We start from the raw sequence: 19349 nt of genomic DNA on the forward strand, positions 1-19349 counted from the left end.
AGCTGGACGGGTGAGCGGTCATGTGAACAGTTCCTTGATCCAGTACAGGAGGTCGCGGACACGGGCGGCGATCACGCTGCCCATGGCCGAGCCGACGTCGGTGAAGAGCAGCGCGGTGACCAGGGCGAGCAGCCCGGCGAGCACGAGGAGCGCCAGGTGCCAGCCCCGGATCTGGCTGCGGTAGATCCGCGACACGCCCTTGGCGTCGACGAGCTTGGGTCCCACCCGCAGCCGGGTCAGGAAGGTCGAGGCCATCCCCGAGCGTCCCTTGTCCAGGAACTCCACCAGCGAAGCGTGGGTTCCCACGGCCACCAGCAGCCGCGCGCCCTTGGTGTCGGCCAGCAGCATGGCCGCGTCCTCGCTGGTGCCCAGCGCCGGGAAGACGACCGCCTCCAGGCCCAGGCTCTCGACCCGTTCGACGCCCGGTGCCCGGCCGTCGCGGTAGGCGTGGACGATGATCTCGGCGCCGCTGCGCAGCGTGGAGTCCGAGCAGGAGTCCATGTCGCCGATGATCATGTCCGGCTTGTAGCCGGCCTCGATCAGGGCGTCGGCACCCCCGTCGACGCCCATCAGGAGCGGCTTGTACTCCGAGATGTAGGGCCGCAGTGCATCGAGGTCGCTGCGGTAGTCGTAGCCGCGGACGACGATCAGCACGTGCCGGCCCTCGATCGAGGTCCGGATCTCGGGGACGCCGATGCCCTCGAGCAGCAGCTCCTTCTCCTCGCGGAGGTAGCGCATGGTGTTCTCGGTGAAGTCCTCGATCTGCGCGGACAGCCCCTCGCGGGCCACCCGCAGCTGCTCCTCGAGGAGGTCGGTGGTGACCAGCGTCCCCTCGGCGACCACGGCGCCCTCCGGGTCGAGCAGCAGACCGTCGTCCAGGCTGAGCCGGTCGCCCTCCTTGACCTCGGCGAACACCCGCTCACCGACAGCGTCGATCAGCGGGATGCCGGCCTCGAGCAGGATGCTGGGTCCCAGGTTCGGGTAGCGGCCCGACACCGACGGCACGGCGTTGACCACCGCGCTGACCCCGGTGGCCACCAGCGCCTCGGCGCTGACCCGGTCCAGGTCGGAGTGGTGGATGATCGCGATCTCGCCCGGACGCAGCCGCTTGGTCAGGTTCTTGGTTCGCCGGTCCAGCCGGGCGACGCCCCCGACCCCGACCGGCGCGCCTCGGCGACGCAGCAGCGGAGGGAGCTTCATAACCGGCTCAGTCTCCCATGCAGGGCTGGGGAGTTCGGCAGGCTCGACCGGCGGTACCCCGCGAGCATCGGGTAGGTCAGGCCCGGGCCGTGTCTGGACGACCGAGCGAGGAAGACAGGGTCACGAGGGCATGACCGAGCGAGAGCGGGACAGTTCCGCGAGCTCGACCAGCTCGCCGGCATGGGCGAGGGCGGACTCGGTGGTCTCCAGGCCGGCCATCATCCGGGCCAGCTCGGCGGCGCGCTGCTCCTCAGCCATCCGCAGCACCCCGCTGGTGGTGACCTGGCCGTCGTCGGACTTGACCACGACGTAGTGCCGGTCGGCGAAGGCGGCGACCTGAGCGAGGTGGGTGACGACCACCACCTGGCTGTGCCGCGCCAGGGCGGCCAGCCGACGACCGATCTCGACCGCCACCCGACCACCGACCCCGGCGTCCACCTCGTCGAAGACCAGGGTCTGGCCGTGGGCATCGGCGGCCAGCACGACCTCCAGGGCCAGCCGGACGCGGGACAGCTCGCCCCCGGAGGCGACCTTGGCCAGGCTCCGGGGCTCGCTGCCCGGGTTCGCGCTGAACAGCAGCTCGACGTGGTCGGCTCCGGAGGGCCCGAGCTCGACCGGGGTGAGGGCGAAGACCAGGCGGGCGTGCGGCATGGCCAGGGCGGCCAGCTCACCGAGCACGTCGGCCGACAGCCGTTCCGCTGCCGCGCTGCGGGCGGCCGTCAAGGTCGAAGCCAGGCCCATCAGCTCGGCGTCGAGTACCCGGACGCGGGCGTCGAGCGCGGCGATCCGGTCGTCGGAGGACTCCAGCGTGCCCAGCCGGGACGCCGCGTCCGCCGACCAGGCCAGCACCTCGTCCACGGTCGAGCCGTACTTGCGGGTGAGACCGGCCAGCGCGGCCCGCCGGCCGGCGATCCACTCCAGCCGGCCCGGCTCGGCGTCCAACCGGTCGAGGTAGCGCGCCAGGTCGGCTGCGACATCCCCGAGGGCGTAGCTGACCTCGGCCAGCCGCCGCCCGAGGTCGGCGGCGTCCGCGTCCGCCGCCGCCGCCGCCGCCGCCGCCAGAGCCTTGCGCGCCAGCACCACGCCCGTCAGCGCTCCACCGGCCTCGTCCTCGGAGCCGGCCAGCGCCGCGATGGCCGTCGTCGCCGCGAGCCGCAGGTCGTCGGCCGACTGCAGCCGCTCGGCCTCGGCGGCGAGCGACGCGTCCTCCCCCGGCTCCGGGGCCACCCGCTCGATCTCGGTCAGGCCGAACATCAGCAGGTCGATCTCCCGCGCACGGCTGAGAGCCTCCTCGCGCAGCCGGGTCAGCTCAATCTGAGCCGTCCGGCGCTCCGCGAAGCGCGCCCGGTACTCCTGCAGCAGCGCCGCGAGGCCGGAGCCGGCGGACCGGTCGAGGACCTCCCGCTGGCGGTCCGGGGCGCCCAGCCGGACCTGCTCGGACTGGCCGTGGATCGTGATCAGCTCCGAGGTGACCTCGGCACAAACCGCGGCCGGCACCTGGGCCCCACCGAGAAAGGCCCGGGAGCGCCCCACGGCAGTCAGGTGGCGGGCCACCAGCAGCTCACCGTCCTCGACGGCCCCACCGGCTCCGGCCACCCGTTCAACCAGCGCACCCGCTGCTGGAACGTCCTCCGCCAGGAGGAACGTCCCCTCGACCTTGGCGCGCTCCGCACCGGTGCGGACCGAGCGCGGGTCGGCCCGCTCACCCAGCAGCAGCCCGATCCCGGTGACGATCATGGTCTTGCCGGCCCCGGTCTCCCCGGTCACGACCGTGAAGCCGGGATCCAGCGCCAGAGTGGCCTCGCTGATCACGCCCAGGTCAGTGATCCGCAGCTCGTCGATCACCGGCGGCTCGCGAGCGCGCACCCGATGGTGATCATGGCCGAGATGATCATGATCATGAGGACGTCCAGGCCCGTCGCGGCTCCAGCACCGAGCCCCGCTCGCTCTCGGCAGCGCCGCGCCAGCCCTCGACCCGCAGGCCGAACTTGTTCACCAGCCGGTCGGTGAAGGGCGCCTCCGACAGCCGGGCCAGTCGCAGCCGGTGAGCGCTCTGGCGCACCTCGATCTCCATCCCGCTTCGCAGCTCCGCCGAGCGCCGGCCGTCGCACCAGACCACGCCGTGCGTCGGTGAGGCCTCGATCAGCTCGATGATCACCGTCGAGTCCGGCCCCAGCACCAGCGGCCGCGCGAACAGGGCGTGAGCGCTGAGCGGCACCATCAACAGCGCGTCCACGCTCGGCCAGATGACCGGACCGCCGGCCGAGAACGCGTACGCGGTGGAGCCGGTCGGCGTGGCCAGCAGCACGCCGTCGCAGGCCCAGCGTGACAATGGTCGGCCGTCCACCTCGACGACCACCTCGAGCATCCGCTCACGCGCGGCCTTCTCGATCGAGACCTCGTTGATCGCGTAGGAGGACCACACGACCTCACCGCTCGAGCACTCGCGCAGGGTGACCTGGACGGTGAAACGCTCCTCGACGGTGTAGGAGCTGTCCACGATGGCCGTCACGATCCCGTCGATCTCGGTCGACTCCGCCTCGGCCAGGAAGCCGACGTGCCCGAGGTTGACCCCGAGCAGCGGCAGGTCGGTGCCGAAGACCCACTCGGCGCCACGCAGGATCGTGCCGTCGCCCCCCAGGACCACCATCAGCTCGACCCCGTCCGTCCGCGACACCGGCTTGCCGAGAGTGGTCACCGCCGGCGCCAGCCGGGGGTCGAGCAGCTCGAGGTCGTCGGCCGGCAGGGCCGAACCGATGCCCGCGCGGTGCAGACCCTCGATCAGCCGCGACGCCGCCTCGACCGCGGCCGGCCGACCCATGTGGGTGAGCACCGCGACCCGTCGCGGCGAGGATCCCGGCGCCTGCTCGGACGGTTCCGGAGCCTGGGTCACGTGCGACAGCATAGGTGCCGGCCTCAGCCGGGCGTCGGCACCGCGGCCACCGCGGCCACCGCGGCCCGGACGTCCAGCGGCTGGTCTGGTTCCCGGCCGCGCAGCAGCAGGAAGAACTCTTGGTTCCCGGCCGGGCCGGGGAGCCGGCTGCGGCTGAGCGCAGCAGGGTGCCAACCCTGCGCCGCCGCCGCCTCCGCCACCGAGGTCACGGCGTCGGCGTGCTGGTCCGCGGACCGCACCACCCCGCCACGACCCAGCCGTTCCCGGCCCACCTCGAACTGCGGCTTGACCATCACCAGCATCGTGCCGGCCGGGTCGGTGACGGCCGCCAGCGGGGCCAGCAGCAGGGTGAGCGAGATGAACGAGACGTCAGCCACGGTGAGGTCGACCGGCCGGCCGTCCAGCTGCGCGAGCCCCAGATCGCGCAGGTTCGTCTGCTCGTGCACCACGACGCGCGGGTCCGCCCGGATCGCCGGCGCCAGCTGGTCGGTGCCGACGTCGACGGCGTGCACCCGCCGGCAGCCCCGTTCCAGCAGCACCTGGGTGAAGCCGCCGGTCGAGGCGCCGGCGTCCAATGCCCGTCCCGCGACCGTCAGCCCGAGGTCGTCCAGGGCCCCGATCAGCTTGTGCGCCGCGCGCGACACGTAGGGGTCGCTCCGGGCCACGACGTCGGCCTCGGCCGCCACCGGCTCTCCCGGACGACGCACCACCACCCCGTCCACCCGGACCGAGCCCTCGCGGACCAGGGACTGGGCGTGGGACCGACTACGGGCAAGACCGCGCTCGACCAGGACCCGGTCCAGCCGAGACCGGTCGGCCGCTGAGCGGGTCACCGCCGTCGCGTCAAGGGCGTCAGCCGGCCGCCGCGTCGGGATGCAGGACGTCGTGTAGCACCTCGTGGACCCCGGCCAGGCGGTCGTGGTGCTCCGACAGCGGCCGGCCGTCCAGGTCACCGAGACGCTCGAGCGCCTCGGCCAGGCGCGGGTCCTCGACCGTCGGGACCGGGCCGGGGCCGGGATCGGGTGCGACCTCGCTCATGCGCCGGCGTCCGCAGCCGGGTCGAGCCCGGCGTCCTCGGCGGCGGCCGCCTCGGCCTTCTTCGCCGCGGTCCGCCTGGCTGCCGCCTTCTTTGCCGGGGCCACCGTGGCGGCCGGGTCCTGGGCCGGCGTCGACGGGGTGGCCCTGCGTGCGCGCGTTCCGGCCTTGGCCGCCGCCGCGGCCCCACGCGCCGCCGAGCCGGGCGACGCCGCCTGCGCCTTCGTCAGCTGGACGCGCAGCTCAGCGATCTCCTCGCGCAGCTCGTCCAGGTCGTCGGACCGGACGAAGCCGTACCGGCTTGCCGCCTTGGCCAGCTCCGCCGTCACCAGGGTCTCCACCAGCTCGCGGTTCGCGCGCCGGGCGTCCCGGGCTTCGTCCGCCAGCCGGGTGGCCCGCTCGTTGGCCTCCGCGGCCGCCTCCTCGAGGTTGGCCTGGGCGAGCACCCCCCGGGCCACCGCCACCGCCTGCGCGCGCGCCGCCCTGGACATCGCGTTCGCCATGTTCAGATAGCTCTGGACCGCATCGACCACCATCGTGTTCCTCCACCGCCGCCGGCCGGGAGCCGTCGCCCGGTCCCGCGCCCACGCTAACCCCTGGGTCGAAGCGCCGGCGGATCATCCTCGGGCGCCGCGACACCGGCGCGCTGAGCGTCCTCTGCCGCCACGATGGCCCGGGCCACCGCCACCAGGTCCTCCTGCTCGGTCCGGCCCAGCAGCTGCAGCACGCCGTACGCCTCCTCCGACCCCACACCGTTCTCCTGCATCAGCACGAGGATGGCGCGGTCGACCGTCGCCTGGTCGCGTCGGCGCAGGTGGCGATGGGTCGTGAGCCGACGGGCCCGCTCCAGCACCAGCGCGTGGCGGACGGTCCGGGCCGCCGACGCGGCCAGCCGGACGCCCAACTGAGCGCTGCGGTCGTCGAAGGCCGAGGCCGCGGAGGCGTACAGGGTCAGGGTGCCCAGCACCCCGGACGGCCCCAGCAGGGGCAGGACGAGGACGCTGCGGACCAGGGTGTCGCCAAGGGAGGCGGTCAGCCTCGGCCAGCGCGGGTCGGCCTCGAGGTCACCGCTGAGCACGGGACGCCGCCGCGCCGCAGCCTCGATGCCGGGGCCTTCACCCAGGTCCTCCTGGAGATCCTGCAGCTCGGCGGCGACGTCGGCCGTGGCCGCGCGGACCCGACGACCGACCGACGTCCCGAAAGCGACGCAGGCCCCGTCGGCCACCGGCAACGCCGCGACGGCCTGCTCGGCCAGGTGGGCCAGGGCATCGGCCACGGTCACCTCGACCGCGTCGACCATGGCGAGCAGCGAGCGGAACTGCGGGCCCGGTTGGAGGGCGTCGGGCTCGGGCCACTCGGGTGCCGACCCGGACTCCCCGGAGGACGGGCCACCGGGCGCGGACGGATGATCGTGCGACGGATCCAACACCATGCATCCACTCCCCCGAGTGTCCACAAGCGGATCGGCCCCGCGGCGGGCCGGCGACCCTGATCCTAGTGGGCGCCGCCACCCGCGGTGTCCGTCGAGGACCGTCGTCACGGAACATGTGCCGCCGTCGTGCTGTTGCCACGGTGACGAGCAGCGCCGGGTGGTCGAGGACCGACCAGTCCGGTCCAGAGCGAGGAGACGCCATGACCAGCACGACCACCGAAGCCAGCACGACCCCTGCGGGCGAGCGCAACCGGGCCGATCTGTGGTTCGACCCGCTCTGCCCCTTCTGCTGGCTCACCTCGCGGTGGATCCTCGAGGTCGAGCTCGTCCGCGACATCGACGTGCACTTCCACGTCATGAGCCTGGCGGTGCTGAACGAGGGCCAGGACATCTCCGAGGAGTACCGCAAGGGTCTCGAGCAGGCCTGGGGACCGGTCCGGGTGGCGATCGCCGCCGCCCAGCTCCGCGGGGACGAGATCCTCGCACCCCTGTACACCGCGATGGGCACCCGCATCCACAATGAGGGCAACAAGGACTTCGCCGCGGTCATCGCCGAGTCGCTCGCCGAGGTGGGCCTGCCCGCCGAGCTGGCCGAGGCCGCCGGCAGCACCGACTACGACGACGCGCTGCGCGCCAGCCACCACGCCGGGATGGACAAGGTGGGCAAGGGCGTCGGGACGCCCACGATCCACGTCAACGGGATGGCCTTCTTCGGGCCCGTGATCACCCGCATCCCCCGGGGCGAGCAGGCGGGCCAGCTCTGGGACGCCAGCGTGACCCTGGCGAGCTTCCCGTACTTCTTCGAGCTGAAGCGGGAGCGCACCGGCTCGCTGGACTTCAGCTGACCTGAGCCGCAGCCACCGGTGAGGTGACCGGCCGGCTGGCTCAGGTGGGGCTGGCGACCCGGTCGCGGAGGAAGGCGGCCAGGTCGTCGATCTCCGCGGCCGAGACGTTGTGGCCCAGTCCGGGGTAGACCCGCTGCGTCACCTCAGCGTGCTGGGCCAGCCAGCTGTCGGTCATGGTCACCAGCGGCAGCGGGATCAGCGGGTCGGAGTCACCGCGGCCACTGAACACCGGAGGCCGTCGGGCGGCGAGCGCCTCGTCCCCGGCCACCGCCATGGGTACGGCGAAACCGGAGAGCACGACGCCGTAGTCGAACTGGTCCGGAGCCAGGCGCATGCACTGAAGGGCGATCGAGGAGCCCTGGGAGAAGCCGAGGATGCCGACGGACATGTGCCGCGGCTGCTCCCGGACCCACGCGAGGACCGAGCGCGCGGCCTCGTCGATCTGGTTCAGCCCGAGGCTCGCGTTCAGCGGGTACCAGCCGTAGCCGCTGAGGACGCGCAGCGGGCCGCGGATCGAGGCCAGCACCAGCTCGGCCGGTAGGTGGTCGTACAGCTCGACGCCCATCCGCTCGTCCATCCCGTGCCCGTGCAGCAGCACCAGCAGGGGGCGGCCGGCGCGTTCGGTCTCCGGAACCGACCAGAGCACCTGCTCGGCGGCTACGGCTCGTCTCGTGTCGTCCATCCCCTCACCATGACAGGCCGGATGCCCGGTCGAGGCAGTGGATACGGTGAGCACGGTCGTGGCGGTACCCCCGACGCCGCGGACCCGCCGACGTTTCCGGCCGCCTGCCGGTGAGAAGAGGTTCGCAGATGAGCACGCCGATCAAGACCTTCCTGTTGCTGGGAGCCAGCGGCGACCTCGCCGGCCGGCTGCTGCTGCCGGCGCTGGGCCAGCTCCTCGACGCGGAGCCCGAGCGGCGGTCGGTCGTCCTGGTGGGTGCCGGCAGCGAGGCCTGGGACGCCGGCACCTGGGAGGACCGGGTGCGGACCTCCTTCGGCTCCGCGTCGGTGTCTGAGGACACGGTGTCCTCGGTGCTGGCCGGCACGCGCTACCAGCAGGTGGACGTCACCGACCCCGGCCAGCTGCGGTCCCTGCTGGAGTCGGCCCCCGCCCCGGCAGCGCTCTACTTCGCGCTGCCTCCGGCCGTGACGGTCAAGGCATGCACCGCCCTGAAGGAGGTCGAGCTGCCCGAGGGCACGGCGCTCGTGCTGGAGAAGCCGTTCGGGACCGACCAGCAGAGCGCGACCGCGCTGAACCTGCTGCTGACCCAGCTCGTGCCGGAGTCCCAGGTGCACCGGGTCGACCACTTCCTGGGACGCTCCACGGTGCTCAACCTGCTCGGGGTCCGCTTCGCCAACAGACTCTTCGAGCCCATCTGGAACTCCGAGCACATCGAGCGGGTCGACATCGTCTTCGACGAGCAGCTGACCCTGGAGAACCGCGCCCGCTACTACGACTCGGCCGGCGCGCTGATGGACATGATCCAGAGCCACCTGCTGCAGGTCCTCGCGCTCGCGGCCATGGACCCGCCCGCCGCGGTCAACGAGGTGGACCTGCGCGACTCGATGGCCCAGGCGCTGCGGGCCTGCCGGCTCTGGGAGGACGACCCGGTCCACGCCGGTCGGCGAGCCCGCTACACCGCGGGCACGGTCGAGGACCGAACGGTCCCTGACTACACCGCCGAGCCCGGCGTCGACCCGGGGCGCGGTACCGAGACGCTGGCCGAGCTGACGGTGGAGGTCCGCAACTCGCGCTGGGCCGGGGTGCCGTTCCGGCTGCGCTCGGGCAAGGCCCTCGGCGCCCGGCGCAAGGAGGTCACGATCACCTTCAAGAACCCGGTGCACGTCCCGACCGGACTGCGCGGCCGGCCCGCCTCGGACCGGCTGCGGCTGCTGATGGGGCCGGACCAGATCTCGTTCGAGATGAACGTGAACGGGCCGGCCGACCCGCTGGAGCTGGACCGGGTGACCCTCGACGCCGACCTGGGCGCGGGGCGGCTGCCCGCGTACGGGGAGGTCCTGGCCGGGGTGCTGGACGGTGACCCGCTGCTCTCGGTCCGCGGTGACACCGCCGAGCAGTGCTGGCGGATCGTCGACCCGGTGCTCCAGGCCTGGCGCGAGGGCAAGACCGCGCTCGAAGAGTACGCCGCAGGCTCGGACGGTCCGGCCGGCTGGGCCCTCTGAGCCTGCTCGTCAGGGCGGCCAGGCCCTCAGGACCTGGTGCGCGAGGCCCGCTCCACCGCGCCCGCGATGCCGTCGGTCCACATCTCGCCGTGACCGGTGAGGACGCGGTCCACATCGAGTGAGGCCAGCCGGGTCAGCGATCCGCGCGCCCGACCCGTGTCGTGGGTCGCCGCGGGAGCGATGATCCTGGGCCCGCGCCGGCCGTTGTAGGGGTCGAGGGTGACCAGGGCGTCCCCGGTCAGCAGCACGCGCCGGTCCGGCAGGTGGAGGACGCACTCGCCGTCGGTGTGGCCCGGGGTGTGCAGGACGACCGGACGGCCGGGCAGGGGCAGCGCCTCGCCTTCGGCCATCGCGTGGTCAGCGCTGACGCCCGGCACCTTCAGGGCACCGGCGGCGACCATGGCCCCCAGCACCGGCAGGGAGCCGGGATGGGTGAGTGGGTGCAGCAGCCTGGGTTCCTGGGGCACGTACCGGTACGGGTGCCGGGTGATCCAGAAGTCGCCCGGGTGCGCCCAGACCGGCACCGCGTACGTCGAGCGGACGTGCCGGGCGAAGCCGACGTGGTCGAAGTGCCCGTGCGTGAGGACCAGGCCGCGCACGTCGTCGACGCTCCGACCGATCATCTGGAGCGCACGCGTCACCAGCCGCCAGGTCGAGGGGTAGGCCGCGTCCACGAGCGTGACGCCGTCGTCGTCCTCGACCAGGTAGCAGTTGGTGTACGCGTGCTCGACGGCATGCACGCCCGGGGCCACCTCGAGCGCGATCACGGCAGGGACCTCATGCGACCTCGTCCGGGTGCCGGTCGGACTCGCTCAGAGGTCGAGCTTCTTGTTCTCCGAGCCGTCGTAGGTCTCGCCGGTGGCCTTGGCCTTGACGAAGCTCAGGATCGACGCGACGCGACCGCCAGGGGTGTCCCAGTACTCCGCGCTGTGGGCGTTGACCTTGAGCAGCACGACGCTCGGGTCCTCGGGTCCCTGGGGAAGCCAGGCCTCGACCCAGCTGTTCCACAGCTCCTTCGCCTTGGCCACGTCCTCGACCACCTCGGCCTCGCCGTCGATGGAGATCCAGGTGCTGCTCGAGCTCAGGGTGATGCCGACGTGCGGCCGTTGGGCGACGTGGCCGACGACGTGGGAGTCGCGCTCGGCGAAGAACCACAGGTCGCTGTCGTCCTCGACCAGCTGGTGGGCCATCGGACGGCTCACGTAGTGGCCCTCGTCGTCGGTGGTGGTCAGCATCGCGACCTTGATGTCCTGCACGAGCTCGGCCAGCTTGGCCGCGCCCTCGGTGTCGTTGCTCATGATCTCTCCTCTGCTCAGGCCGCCGACGCTGGTGCGCGCGACGGGGTCCGTGGTCGAGCCTTGCATGGGCGCCGCGGCGGAGCGGCGGTGGGTCTGACGGTCAGCCCGCGACTCCGAGCGCGGCCCGGATGGCGGCGGCGCGCTGCTGCTCACGCGCCAGCAGCAGCCCGTAGGTGAAGCCGTTGCGGCCGGATCGCCCGCCGGCGGCGGCCCCGGCGCGGCGCAGGAACACGACCGAGACGGCGCTGTCCTGGTGCTCGCCGAGCTGGGTCTGGAGATCCTTGGCGGCCGAGACCTGGGCTGCGGCCCGCGACCAGACCGGCTCGGCCAGCTCGGCGGCGTAGCGCGCCCGCTTGGCCGCCTTCCGCGCCCGGTGCAGCCGCTCCTCCTGCTCATCCCCCGCCCGCAGCGCCTGCTTGAGCCGCCGCCGCATCGTCGTCGCGGCCCCCTGCGCCAGCACCCGTACCTCCTTCGCGGGCGCCCCGACCCCTTCGGCGAAGGCGGGCTCGGTCTGCCAGCGGACCAGCGCTTCCAACAGCTCCAGGTGCCGGGCGGTGGTGAGCGACTCCCGGGCCGCCCGCAGGTGCTGGGCGGCCTCCCCGGTCAGCAGCACGTCCAGGTCGGCGGCCACCGGTCCGAGGACCAGCTCCGGCTCCAGGTCTGCCAGCTGTCCCTGGAGCCGCTCCAGCAGGACCTCGCGGTCGCGGACCTCGCCGAGCAGGCCGGCGAACCATCTCAGCTCGGTGTCCAACCGCAGGCTCGGCTCCGGGTCGAGCAGCGGCGCGAAGACCCGCAGCGTGCTGCGCAGTCGCCGGATCGCCACCCGCGTCCGGTGCACCTGCGGTTCGCCCAGCCGCAGTGCGAGGTCGCCGGCGACGATCTCGGCGCACTGGGTGGAGACGTACCGGCTGAGGACGTCGGCCACGGTGGTCAGCTCGGCCGGCTCGGGAAGGCGCGGAGCGGGTGCGCCCAGGGCGCGACCGAGCTTGGAGCCGTAGGTGGACGGGCTCGCCCCCGCCTCGACCAGCCGGTGGCCGATCCTCCCGAGCAGCGCCTCGTCGCCCGCCGGGCCGAGCTCCACCTCCACCTCGCGCCAGTGGTCGAGCCGGGCCTCACCGCCGAGGGTGGCACTGCTCACGCGGTCGTCGGCGACCTCGGCCAGCAGCACCCCGCCCTCGTCGAGGAGCCGGACGACGGCACGCTCGGTGGTGAGCTCGGCGATCGGGACCAGCGGCCGGCCCCGCGTCAGGCCGAGTACCACCGCGGCCAGAGCCGAGGGCACGGTCCGCGCCCGGGAGCGGCTGCTCACCTCGGTCCGCGCGGGCCCGGCCGGCAGCTTGAGCTGCCAGCCGGCGTCCGGACCGCCGGTCCGCCGGCGCAGGGTGAGCCGGGCCTGGCGCAGGTCGCGCTCGTCGGTGTCGTGGTAGAGGTTGACCAGTCGGAAGGAGTCCGTCACCGCCTGGCCACCCGGGCTGACGAGGTCGTCGAGGCCGGGCAGCGCGACGTCGTCAGCGACGGTGAACTTGTCCTCACGTTCGGTGTGGCGGCTCAGCATCGGCGTCCTCTTCCGCGGCGACGGTCGGTCATGTCAGGGGTGAGAGCGCGTCGATCGCGGCGACCTCCGCTGCGGACAGGGGCACGCGGACGGCCTGGGCGTTCTGCACGATGCGTTCGGGCTGCGCCGACTTCGGGATCACCACGCAGCCGTGTGCGGCGTGCCAGGCGATGACGACCTGGGCCGGCGTGATGTCGTGCACGGCGGCCACTTCCCGCAGCGTCGGAGCGGAGAGGTTGCTGGCCTTCAGCGGGCTGTAACCCTCCAGGACCACCCCGCGGTCGGCGTGCTCGGCCACCAGCGCCGAGTCGTAGAGCAGGGGACCCCACTTGATCTGGTTGACCTCCGGCGTGACGCCGGTGGCCCGGGTCAGCTCGTCGATCTGCTCCAGCGAGTAGTTGCTGACGCCGATCGCGCGGGTGAGCCCGTCGTCGCGGGCCCGCACCAGCTCATCCCAGACGGCGGGCGCCGCCTGCCCGTCGGGCGGCCAGTGGATCAGCCAGAGGCTCACGTGGTCCCGACCCAGCTTCTCCAGGCTGGCCTCGAGCGTGGAGCGCTCCTGACCGGCGAGCTCGGGTGGGAGCTTGGTGGTGACGAAGACGTCATCGGCCACGGACCCCGCGACGGCGAGAGCCCGACCGATCCCCGCCTCGTTGCCGTAGGCCGTCGCGGTGTCGAGGTGGCGATAGCCGGTCTCGAGGGCGACCTCGATGGCCGCGGCCACGTCGTCATCGCGCATCGGCCAAGTCCCCAGGCCGAGCAGGGGCATCGAGCCGCTCGCGAGGGCCACGGCGGGCAGGGCGTAGTCGGCTCCGGTCATGTCGACAACGTATCCGGCACCGCCGACAGCGAAACGCCGCGGCCGGGGCGGGCACACTGGCCGGATGCCGCCGCCGCCCAAGTTCTGCCGCTCGTGCGGTCGCCGGATCACCTGGCGGAAGAAGTGGGAGCGCGACTGGGACGAGGTCCGCTACTGCAGTGCCGGGTGCCGCGCTCGCGGGGTCTCCACCACTGACCGCCGGATCGAGGCGGAGATCCGCCGGCTGGTCCGCGTCGTCGGTTCGGTGACCGACCAGCAGGTGACCGAGGCCCTCGCCGCGCTTGGGCTGCCTGACGATCTCGAACCGGTGAGGCGGGCGGCGAGACGCCTGGAGGTGGCGGGCGAGGTCGAGCTGGTGCAGCGCGGTCGGGTGGTCGACCCGTCGACCGCGCGCGGCCCGGTCACCATCCGGCGGCAGCGGGCGGGCTGAGTCAGAGGGCGCGGCCGGCGGGCCGCACCGTCGTCTCAGCCGGCGCCGCCCTCGTCGGACAGGGTGGCCAGGGCGGCCTCGAGGTCCACCGGCTCGCCCCGGTCGGCCGCGTCCCAGCAGGCCTGGGCGCTCGCCCAGAGCGCGGCCAGTGAATCGGCCGAGGTGCCGCCCAGTGTGAGCCGACCCTGGTCGACCCGGGCGGTGACGCCGTCGACGAGCCAGCCGGCACCCTCGGCCCGGGCGCGGCGGGCAGGATGCAGCAACGCGGTCAGGTCGTGGCCGAGGTGATCGGGACGGGACCCGGTCGGAGCCCCGAGCAGGTCGGCCGGGCCGTGGGAACCGCTGAGCACCAGCAGGCTGTCCAGACCGGCGTTGCGTGCACCGGCGATGTCGGTGTCGAGCCGGTCGCCGACGAAGATCGGCCGCGTGGCCTCCAGCCGCGCGACCGTGTCGTCGAGCAGGGGACGGTACGGCTTGCCCGCGACCTCCGGCGTCACCGAGACGGCGAAACCCACCGCCGCCACCGCGGCACCGTTCCCGGGCACCAGGCCACGGTCGGTGGGCCGGGTCGGGTCGTCGTTGGTCGCCACCCAGACCGCCCCCCGGTTGATGGCGATCGCCGCCTCGTTCAGCTCCTGCCAGGCCAGCTCGAGCCCGAACCCCTGGATCACCGCGACCGGCTCGTCGTCGGCCGAGCGGACCGCGACCAGCCCGGCTTCGGCCAGGGCGTCCAGCACCCCCTCGCCCCCGACCACCAGGATCTTGGCGCCGGCGCCGAACCGGCTCGACAACACATGGGCGGCCGCCTGAGCGGACGTCACGACGTCGGCCGGGGCGGCCTCGATGCCCAGCTCCACCAGGTGCTCGGCGACGACCCGCGGCGAGCGGGCGGCGTTGTTGGTGACGAACCCGACGGTGCAGCCGCGCCGGCGCAGCTCAGCGATGCCCTCAGCCGCGCCCGGTACCGCCACCGGCCCGAGGTACACCACGCCGTCGAGGTCGAAGAGGGCCGCGTCGTAGGCGTCGACGAGCGCGGACGCGTCGGTCACCGAGGGGTCCGCGGGGCGTCCGGGGCGGAGGCGTCCCCGCCCACCCCGTCAGGACGGGGCACCTGGTCGGGTACCCCGTCGTCGGGCTCGTTCTCGTCGAACTCGATGAGCATCCCGTCGAGCTCGTCGACGCGCTGGTCGGCGTCGAGCTCGCCGTCGTTGTCCAGCTTGGCCGCCGCGACGAACAGGCGGCGGGCCTCGGCCTCGTCCCCGTGGTGCAGCAGCGCCTCGGCGTAGGCGTAGCGCAGCCGGGCCAGCGGCAGCCGGATGGACGGCGACAACGGGATGTCCTCGACCGCACGCTGCAGGATCCGACGCGCCTCGGGGTGCTGGTCGAGATCGGCGCGGGCCCCGGCCTCGACGATCGTCATCTCGATCGCCAAAGCGGGGTCCAGAGGCAGCCGTTCGGCTTCCCGGGCCAGCTTGAGCGCGTTGTGAGGACGACCCAGCGCTCGTTCGCAGTCCGCCATCACCGGCAGGTAGTCGTGGGTGCCGGTCATCCGGCGCAGCGCCCGGAACTCACTCAGCGCCACGTCCCAGCGGCCTGCCGCGTAAGCGGTCTCGGCAGCGGCCTCCCGGACGATCGGCAGCCGGGCGGCGCGCCGCCGTGCGGCCTCGGCGTGGGCGTAGGCCAGCTCCGGGTCCTCCTCGATCAGCTGGCCGGCCACGACCAGGTGCGAGGCGACGATCTCGGCGAGCTCCGTCGGCAGGCCGCGCAGCTCGGCCCGTGCGGCCCGGTGCAGCACGCGGACGTCGATGCCCTCGGGGATGGGCGGCTCGTTCGCCTTGCGCGCCAGGCCGGGACGCGGCGGCTCGCTGCGCTCGCGGCCCTCGCCGCCGCGAGGTCGTCGGGTCTCACCCGGCCGGTCACTTCGCCGGTCGGCGCCGGGAGGCGACGAGCGCTTGTCGACCGGCCGCCGGGCAGCCGACGGTGAGCGGTCACCCCGCGCCGGACCCGGACGGTCCGCACGGTCGTCGAACGGCCGCTCCGAGCGGGCACCGCGGCGGTCATTGCCGGCGGGACGCGACGTCCGCCCAGACCCGGCGTCCCGGCCCGACCCGGAGTCCCGGCCCGACCTCTGCTCCGGGCCCGACCTCTGGTCACGGCCCACGGATCCGTCCCGGCCGCCGGTCCCGCCCCGGCCCGACGGTGCACCACGGTCCGGTCGTCCGGAGCCGCCGCCGCGCGGCGGTCCCGAGCGCCGGCCACCGTCGGCTCCGCCCGAACGCGGAGAGCGGTCAGGATCGCGTCGGTCTGGTCGGTTCGGCGGGTTCACCGCTCAATCTTGCCGATGTCGTCGGCCGCACGCAAAGCGCCCTCCCCCCGGACCCGTCGCAGGTCCGAGTCCTCAGGCCAGCACGACCTCCGGGCCGGCGGCCGCAAGACCACGCAGCAGCTCGGGATCGGCGGCCGCGTCGGTGATGACCTGGTCGACCTCGCTGACCGTGGCGAAGGAGCAGAACGAGTTGCGCCCGATCTTGCCCGAGATCACCGGCGTCACCCGCCGCCGGGCCGACAGCAGCATGGCGCGCTTCGTCGCCGCCTCCTCGGGGTTGGTCGTGGTCAGTCCGTGCGCCACCGTGAGGCCGTTGACCCCGATGATGGCGAGGTCTGCGGTCAGGGTCGAGAGCCGACGACTCGTCCAGACGTCCACGGCCGCCGAGGTGATCCCGCGGATCATGCCGGGGAGGGTGAAGATCCGCAGGTTGTCGTACTCCGCCAGGTACTGCGCCGCCGGCAGGTTGTTGGTCACCACCACCAGGCTGCGGTCGCGCGGGAAGGCCTGAGCGCAGAAGAGGGTGAGCGAGCCGGAGTCGAGCACGACGACCCCGTCCTCGGGCAGCTCGGCGGCCACGCGTCGGGCGATCACCCGCTTGTCGTCGTACTGCTCGGAGTGACGTGCAGCCAGGGCCTGCTCGAACGGAGTCGCGTCCATCAGCTCGGCACCACCGCGGATCCGCCGCAGCACCCCTCGGCGCTCGAGCACGTCCAGGTCCCGCCGGACCGTCTCGGTGGTCACCCCGAGCCGCTCGCTGATCTGGCTCACGCTGGCCCGCCGGCCCTCCAGCTGCAGCAGCAGGTCGGTGATGGCCCGCTGACGCTCCGGGGGATACATGGTCACGGCACCCTCCACAGGTCGGGGCCCGAACGCCAGCCGGGCGACGTGCCGTCGCCGACAGTCTGTCAGAAGCGGCCTGGCCCTCCTCCGAGCCGTGCGCTAGCCTCCGCAGCGAGGACCCCTCGTCCTTGGACCGATGGAGGACGGTGACGCCAGCGATGGGCTTGGCCCGCTCCGAGTCGCGCCACCAGGCCATCGCCCGCTGGTTGGCGTTGGAGGGTCGGGTCGACGTGGTCGACCTCTCGACCCGGCTGCGCGTCGCCCAGGAGACGGTCCGACGCGACCTGCGCGCGATGGAGGAGGCTGGCGCGCTGGAACGCGTCCACGGCGGCGCGGTCTCACTCGACGCCGGTGTGCTCGCCGCTCGGGCACCCGTGTCCACCTCCGACGACGACGACCTCGAGCTGTCCGGTCGCGTCTGGGCGGACCTCCCGCGACAGGGCACGCTGCTGGTGGGCACCGGTCGGTTGACGCTGGCCCTCGCCCAGACCATCGTCGGCGACCCGCCGGAGAGGGCCGGGCTGACCGTGGTCACCAACTCCCTGGACGCCGCCGTCGTGCTCGCGCGGGCGAGCCGGCTCGAGGTCTACAACATCGGCGGTACGGTCTCGGCGAGCACGAGGGCGCAGGAAGGCGACTGGGCGATGGAGGAGCTGGAACGGCTGCACGTCGACGTGAGCGTGGTCTGCCCTGCAGGGGTCAGCGTGGATCGCGGGCTGACCCAGGCCACGCCGGCTGCCGCCGCGGTCTCGCAGGTCGAGGTGGCCTCCGCCGAGCGGGTCATCGCGTTGCTCGACGCCAACCTGCTGGGTACGGCAGCCTTCGTCCAGTTCGCCGACCTCGACGACGTGGACCTGCTCGCCGTCGCCGGCCGACCGTCCCAGGCGGCTCTGCAGCCCTTCCTCGACCGGGGGATTGCCGTCTCGACGGCCGGCGAGGTCGGGCCGCGAGACCAGGTGACCGGCACTCCGGACGGCTCCTCGGACAGGAACGGGGCGAGGAAGGCTCGATGAGCTACGTCGCTGGGGTGGACTCCTCCACGCAGTCGGTGAAGGTCGTGGTCTGCGACATCGAGACCGGCGAGGTGGTGCGGTCCGCCCGCGCCGCCCACCCGGACGGCACCGAGGTCTCGGCGCAGGCCTGGTGGGAGGCGTACACCTCGGCCACCGCAGAGCCCGAGCTGCTCGACGGGGTGTCGGCCCTGGCCGTCGGCGGGCAGCAGCACGGGATGGTCAGCCTCGACGACGGTGGCGCCCTGGTCCGGGACGCGCTGCTCTGGAACGACAACCGCTCGGCCTCGGATGCGCGCGACCTGATCGACGAGCTGGGCGGGCCCTCGGGATGGGCGGACGCCGTCGGGTCGGTGCCGGTGGCGTCCATGACGGTGAGCAAGCTCCGCTGGCTGGCGCGGCGGGAGCCGGACAACGCCGCCAGGACGAGCCGGGTCGTGCTTCCGCACGACTGGCTGACCTGGCAGATCGGCGGCCGTCGGTCTGACCCGGTGACCGACCGGGGCGACGCGTCCGGCACCTGCTACTTCGACGCCACCACGAACCGCTACCGCACCGACCTGGTTCAGCGGGCGTTCGGCCACGACCTGGAGCTGCCGCGCATCGCGGCGCCGGACGAAGTCGTCGGTGAGACCGATGCCGGGATCGCGATCGCCGCCGGGACCGGGGACAACATGGCCGCCGGCCTGGGCCTGGCGCTCGACCAGGCGGCCGCCGTCGTCTCCCTCGGCACGAGCGGGACGGCCTTCACGCGAAGTGAGGCTCAGACCCACGACCCGACGGGCACCGTCGCCGGCTTCGCCGACGCGACCGGGTCCTTCCTGCCCTTGGTCTGCACCCTCAACGGCGCTCGCAACCTCGTCGCCACCGCGGAGCTCCTCGGCGTCAGCCTGGCCGAGCTGAGCGCGCTCGCCCTCTCGGCCGAGCCCGGGAGTGGTGGACTCGTCTACCTCCCGTACCTGGAGGGTGAGCGCACGCCGCCCCTGCCGGACGCCCGCGGTGAGCTGCTCGGGCTCACGCTGCGCAACCTGACCCCGGCCAATCTGGCTCGCGCCAGCATCGAAGGTGTGCTGTGGAGTCTCGCGTACGGGGTCCAGGTCCTGCAGCAGCAGACCGGACCGATCACCGCTATCACCCTCACCGGCGGAGCCGCCCAGTCCGAGGCCGTACGCAAGATCGCGCCGGCCGTTTTCGGGCTACCCATCGTCGTCACCGACACCTTCGAGAGCGTCGCGGTCGGCGCCGCGCGCCAAGCCGCCTGGGCCTTTACCGGAGCGCTGCCCGCATGGTCGGTACCCGTACTGACTCAGCACGATCCGACCGAACGGGAGCAGCGGGCCGCTGTCGTCCTTGATGAGCGCTACCAGAAGGCGCTGCACGAACACTTTCCCAGTACGCGCTCGTGAGCGTTCGAGCGTGGATATACTTCAAGGCCGGCCCCTGGTGGGGTCGGCCTTGAAGTGTGTGTGTCCGGCGAC

20 protein-coding genes are annotated in these 19349 nt (G+C 73.3%); 5 read left to right on the top strand and 15 right to left on the bottom strand.

Annotated elements, in window-relative coordinates:
- Nucleotides 1-18: 18 nt before the first annotated feature.
- The 7 genes from steA to ACFE7W_RS18070 form a co-directional block, all read right to left on the bottom strand.
- Nucleotides 19-1200 carry a putative cytokinetic ring protein SteA gene (steA, locus tag ACFE7W_RS18040; RefSeq protein ID WP_375426209.1) on the bottom strand — a complete coding sequence of 394 codons (1182 nt, stop codon included), beginning with the start codon at nucleotides 1198-1200 and terminating at the stop codon, nucleotides 19-21.
- A 120-nt stretch (nucleotides 1201-1320) separates the two neighbouring features.
- The gene (gene recN, locus ACFE7W_RS18045) at nucleotides 1321-3066 is read right to left on the bottom strand and encodes a DNA repair protein RecN (protein ID WP_375426210.1); all 1746 of its coding nucleotides are present in this window, start codon (nucleotides 3064-3066) and stop codon (nucleotides 1321-1323) included.
- A 31-nt stretch (nucleotides 3067-3097) separates the two neighbouring features.
- Complete coding sequence (locus ACFE7W_RS18050) at nucleotides 3098-4093, bottom strand: NAD kinase (protein ID WP_375426211.1); 996 nt, start codon at nucleotides 4091-4093, stop codon at nucleotides 3098-3100.
- 23 nt (nucleotides 4094-4116) lie between these two features.
- On the bottom strand, nucleotides 4117-4926 hold the full coding sequence (locus ACFE7W_RS18055) for a TlyA family RNA methyltransferase (protein WP_375426212.1): 810 nt from the start codon (nucleotides 4924-4926) through the stop codon (nucleotides 4117-4119).
- Between the two features lie 19 nt (nucleotides 4927-4945).
- Nucleotides 4946-5131 (bottom strand): hypothetical protein, encoded by a 186-nt coding sequence (locus ACFE7W_RS18060; protein WP_375426213.1) that lies wholly within the window; start codon nucleotides 5129-5131, stop codon nucleotides 4946-4948.
- Nucleotides 5128-5664, bottom strand: coding sequence for a hypothetical protein (locus ACFE7W_RS18065; RefSeq protein ID WP_375426214.1), 537 nt, complete (start codon nucleotides 5662-5664; stop codon nucleotides 5128-5130). The genes ACFE7W_RS18060 and ACFE7W_RS18065 overlap by 4 nt, the downstream gene beginning before the upstream one ends.
- Nucleotides 5665-5717: 53 nt before the next feature.
- A complete protein-coding gene (locus tag ACFE7W_RS18070) occupies nucleotides 5718-6560 on the bottom strand; it encodes a GAF domain-containing protein (RefSeq protein WP_375426215.1) in 843 nt (280 codons plus the stop codon).
- Nucleotides 6561-6760: 200 nt separating this feature from the next.
- Between ACFE7W_RS18070 and ACFE7W_RS18075 the strand changes: the two genes are divergently transcribed.
- Nucleotides 6761-7405 (top strand): DsbA family protein, encoded by a 645-nt coding sequence (locus ACFE7W_RS18075; RefSeq protein WP_375426216.1) that lies wholly within the window; start codon nucleotides 6761-6763, stop codon nucleotides 7403-7405.
- Between the two features lie 40 nt (nucleotides 7406-7445).
- On the opposite strand, the gene ACFE7W_RS18080 is transcribed toward ACFE7W_RS18075, so the two are convergent.
- Nucleotides 7446-8087 (bottom strand): alpha/beta hydrolase, encoded by a 642-nt coding sequence (locus ACFE7W_RS18080; RefSeq protein WP_375426217.1) that lies wholly within the window; start codon nucleotides 8085-8087, stop codon nucleotides 7446-7448.
- Between the two features lie 128 nt (nucleotides 8088-8215).
- On the opposite strand from ACFE7W_RS18080, the gene ACFE7W_RS18085 reads away from it, so the two are divergent.
- A complete protein-coding gene (locus tag ACFE7W_RS18085; protein WP_375426218.1) occupies nucleotides 8216-9589 on the top strand; it encodes a glucose-6-phosphate dehydrogenase in 1374 nt (457 codons plus the stop codon).
- A gap of 26 nt (nucleotides 9590-9615) precedes the next feature.
- On the opposite strand, the gene ACFE7W_RS18090 is transcribed toward ACFE7W_RS18085, so the two are convergent.
- From ACFE7W_RS18090 to ACFE7W_RS18105, 4 genes are all read right to left on the bottom strand, one after another.
- Entirely contained in the window at nucleotides 9616-10356 is a 741-nt protein-coding gene (locus tag ACFE7W_RS18090; protein WP_375426219.1) for an MBL fold metallo-hydrolase, read from the bottom strand.
- 45 nt (nucleotides 10357-10401) lie between these two features.
- The gene (locus tag ACFE7W_RS18095) at nucleotides 10402-10887 is read right to left on the bottom strand and encodes a pyridoxamine 5'-phosphate oxidase family protein (RefSeq protein WP_375426220.1); all 486 of its coding nucleotides are present in this window, start codon (nucleotides 10885-10887) and stop codon (nucleotides 10402-10404) included.
- 100 nt (nucleotides 10888-10987) lie between these two features.
- Nucleotides 10988-12442, bottom strand: a complete 1455-nt coding sequence (locus tag ACFE7W_RS18100; RefSeq protein WP_375426221.1) for a CHAD domain-containing protein — start codon at nucleotides 12440-12442, stop codon at nucleotides 10988-10990.
- Between the two features lie 28 nt (nucleotides 12443-12470).
- Entirely contained in the window at nucleotides 12471-13262 is a 792-nt protein-coding gene (locus ACFE7W_RS18105; RefSeq protein ID WP_375426222.1) for an aldo/keto reductase, read from the bottom strand.
- 64 nt (nucleotides 13263-13326) lie between these two features.
- Here ACFE7W_RS18105 and ACFE7W_RS18110 point away from each other — a divergent pair, with 64 nt between their 5' ends.
- Nucleotides 13327-13692, top strand: a complete 366-nt coding sequence (locus ACFE7W_RS18110) for a DUF2256 domain-containing protein (protein ID WP_375426223.1) — start codon at nucleotides 13327-13329, stop codon at nucleotides 13690-13692.
- 35 nt (nucleotides 13693-13727) lie between these two features.
- On the opposite strand, the gene ACFE7W_RS18115 is transcribed toward ACFE7W_RS18110, so the two are convergent.
- From ACFE7W_RS18115 to ACFE7W_RS18125, 3 genes are all read right to left on the bottom strand, one after another.
- On the bottom strand, nucleotides 13728-14741 hold the full coding sequence (locus tag ACFE7W_RS18115; protein WP_375426224.1) for an HAD-IIA family hydrolase: 1014 nt from the start codon (nucleotides 14739-14741) through the stop codon (nucleotides 13728-13730).
- A complete protein-coding gene (locus tag ACFE7W_RS18120) occupies nucleotides 14738-15853 on the bottom strand; it encodes a hypothetical protein (RefSeq protein ID WP_375426225.1) in 1116 nt (371 codons plus the stop codon). The genes ACFE7W_RS18115 and ACFE7W_RS18120 overlap by 4 nt, the downstream gene beginning before the upstream one ends.
- A 237-nt stretch (nucleotides 15854-16090) precedes the next feature.
- The gene (locus ACFE7W_RS18125) at nucleotides 16091-16858 is read right to left on the bottom strand and encodes a DeoR/GlpR family DNA-binding transcription regulator (protein ID WP_375426232.1); all 768 of its coding nucleotides are present in this window, start codon (nucleotides 16856-16858) and stop codon (nucleotides 16091-16093) included.
- 149 nt (nucleotides 16859-17007) lie between these two features.
- Here ACFE7W_RS18125 and ACFE7W_RS18130 point away from each other — a divergent pair, with 149 nt between their 5' ends.
- The gene (locus tag ACFE7W_RS18130; protein WP_375426226.1) at nucleotides 17008-17874 is read left to right on the top strand and encodes a DeoR/GlpR family DNA-binding transcription regulator; all 867 of its coding nucleotides are present in this window, start codon (nucleotides 17008-17010) and stop codon (nucleotides 17872-17874) included.
- Entirely contained in the window at nucleotides 17871-19277 is a 1407-nt protein-coding gene (gene xylB / locus ACFE7W_RS18135) for a xylulokinase (protein ID WP_375426227.1), read from the top strand. Before ACFE7W_RS18130 ends, xylB begins: the two co-directional genes overlap by 4 nt.
- Nucleotides 19278-19349: the final 72 nt, after the last annotated feature.

Origin of the sequence: uncultured Friedmanniella sp., from assembly GCF_964244285.1 — a bacterium.
GTDB lineage: Bacteria > Actinomycetota > Actinomycetes > Propionibacteriales > Propionibacteriaceae > Microlunatus.

Bases quoted from the DNA above. Each gene is read 5' to 3' on its own strand.
- steA (WP_375426209.1), bottom strand. From the start codon at position 1,200: ATGAAGCTCCCTCCGCTGCTGCGTCGCCGAGGCGCGCCGGTCGGGGTC.
- ACFE7W_RS18060 (WP_375426213.1), bottom strand. From the start codon at position 5,131: ATGAGCGAGGTCGCACCCGATCCCGGCCCCGGCCCGGTCCCGACGGTC.
- ACFE7W_RS18065 (WP_375426214.1), bottom strand. From the start codon at position 5,664: ATGGTGGTCGATGCGGTCCAGAGCTATCTGAACATGGCGAACGCGATG.
- ACFE7W_RS18070 (WP_375426215.1), bottom strand. From the start codon at position 6,560: ATGGTGTTGGATCCGTCGCACGATCATCCGTCCGCGCCCGGTGGCCCG.
- ACFE7W_RS18075 (WP_375426216.1), top strand. From the start codon at position 6,761: ATGACCAGCACGACCACCGAAGCCAGCACGACCCCTGCGGGCGAGCGC.
- ACFE7W_RS18080 (WP_375426217.1), bottom strand. From the start codon at position 8,087: ATGGACGACACGAGACGAGCCGTAGCCGCCGAGCAGGTGCTCTGGTCG.
- ACFE7W_RS18085 (WP_375426218.1), top strand. From the start codon at position 8,216: ATGAGCACGCCGATCAAGACCTTCCTGTTGCTGGGAGCCAGCGGCGAC.
- ACFE7W_RS18095 (WP_375426220.1), bottom strand. From the start codon at position 10,887: ATGAGCAACGACACCGAGGGCGCGGCCAAGCTGGCCGAGCTCGTGCAG.
- ACFE7W_RS18100 (WP_375426221.1), bottom strand. From the start codon at position 12,442: ATGCTGAGCCGCCACACCGAACGTGAGGACAAGTTCACCGTCGCTGAC.
- ACFE7W_RS18105 (WP_375426222.1), bottom strand. From the start codon at position 13,262: ATGACCGGAGCCGACTACGCCCTGCCCGCCGTGGCCCTCGCGAGCGGC.
- ACFE7W_RS18110 (WP_375426223.1), top strand. From the start codon at position 13,327: ATGCCGCCGCCGCCCAAGTTCTGCCGCTCGTGCGGTCGCCGGATCACC.
- ACFE7W_RS18125 (WP_375426232.1), bottom strand. From the start codon at position 16,858: ATGTATCCCCCGGAGCGTCAGCGGGCCATCACCGACCTGCTGCTGCAG.
- xylB (WP_375426227.1), top strand. From the start codon at position 17,871: ATGAGCTACGTCGCTGGGGTGGACTCCTCCACGCAGTCGGTGAAGGTC.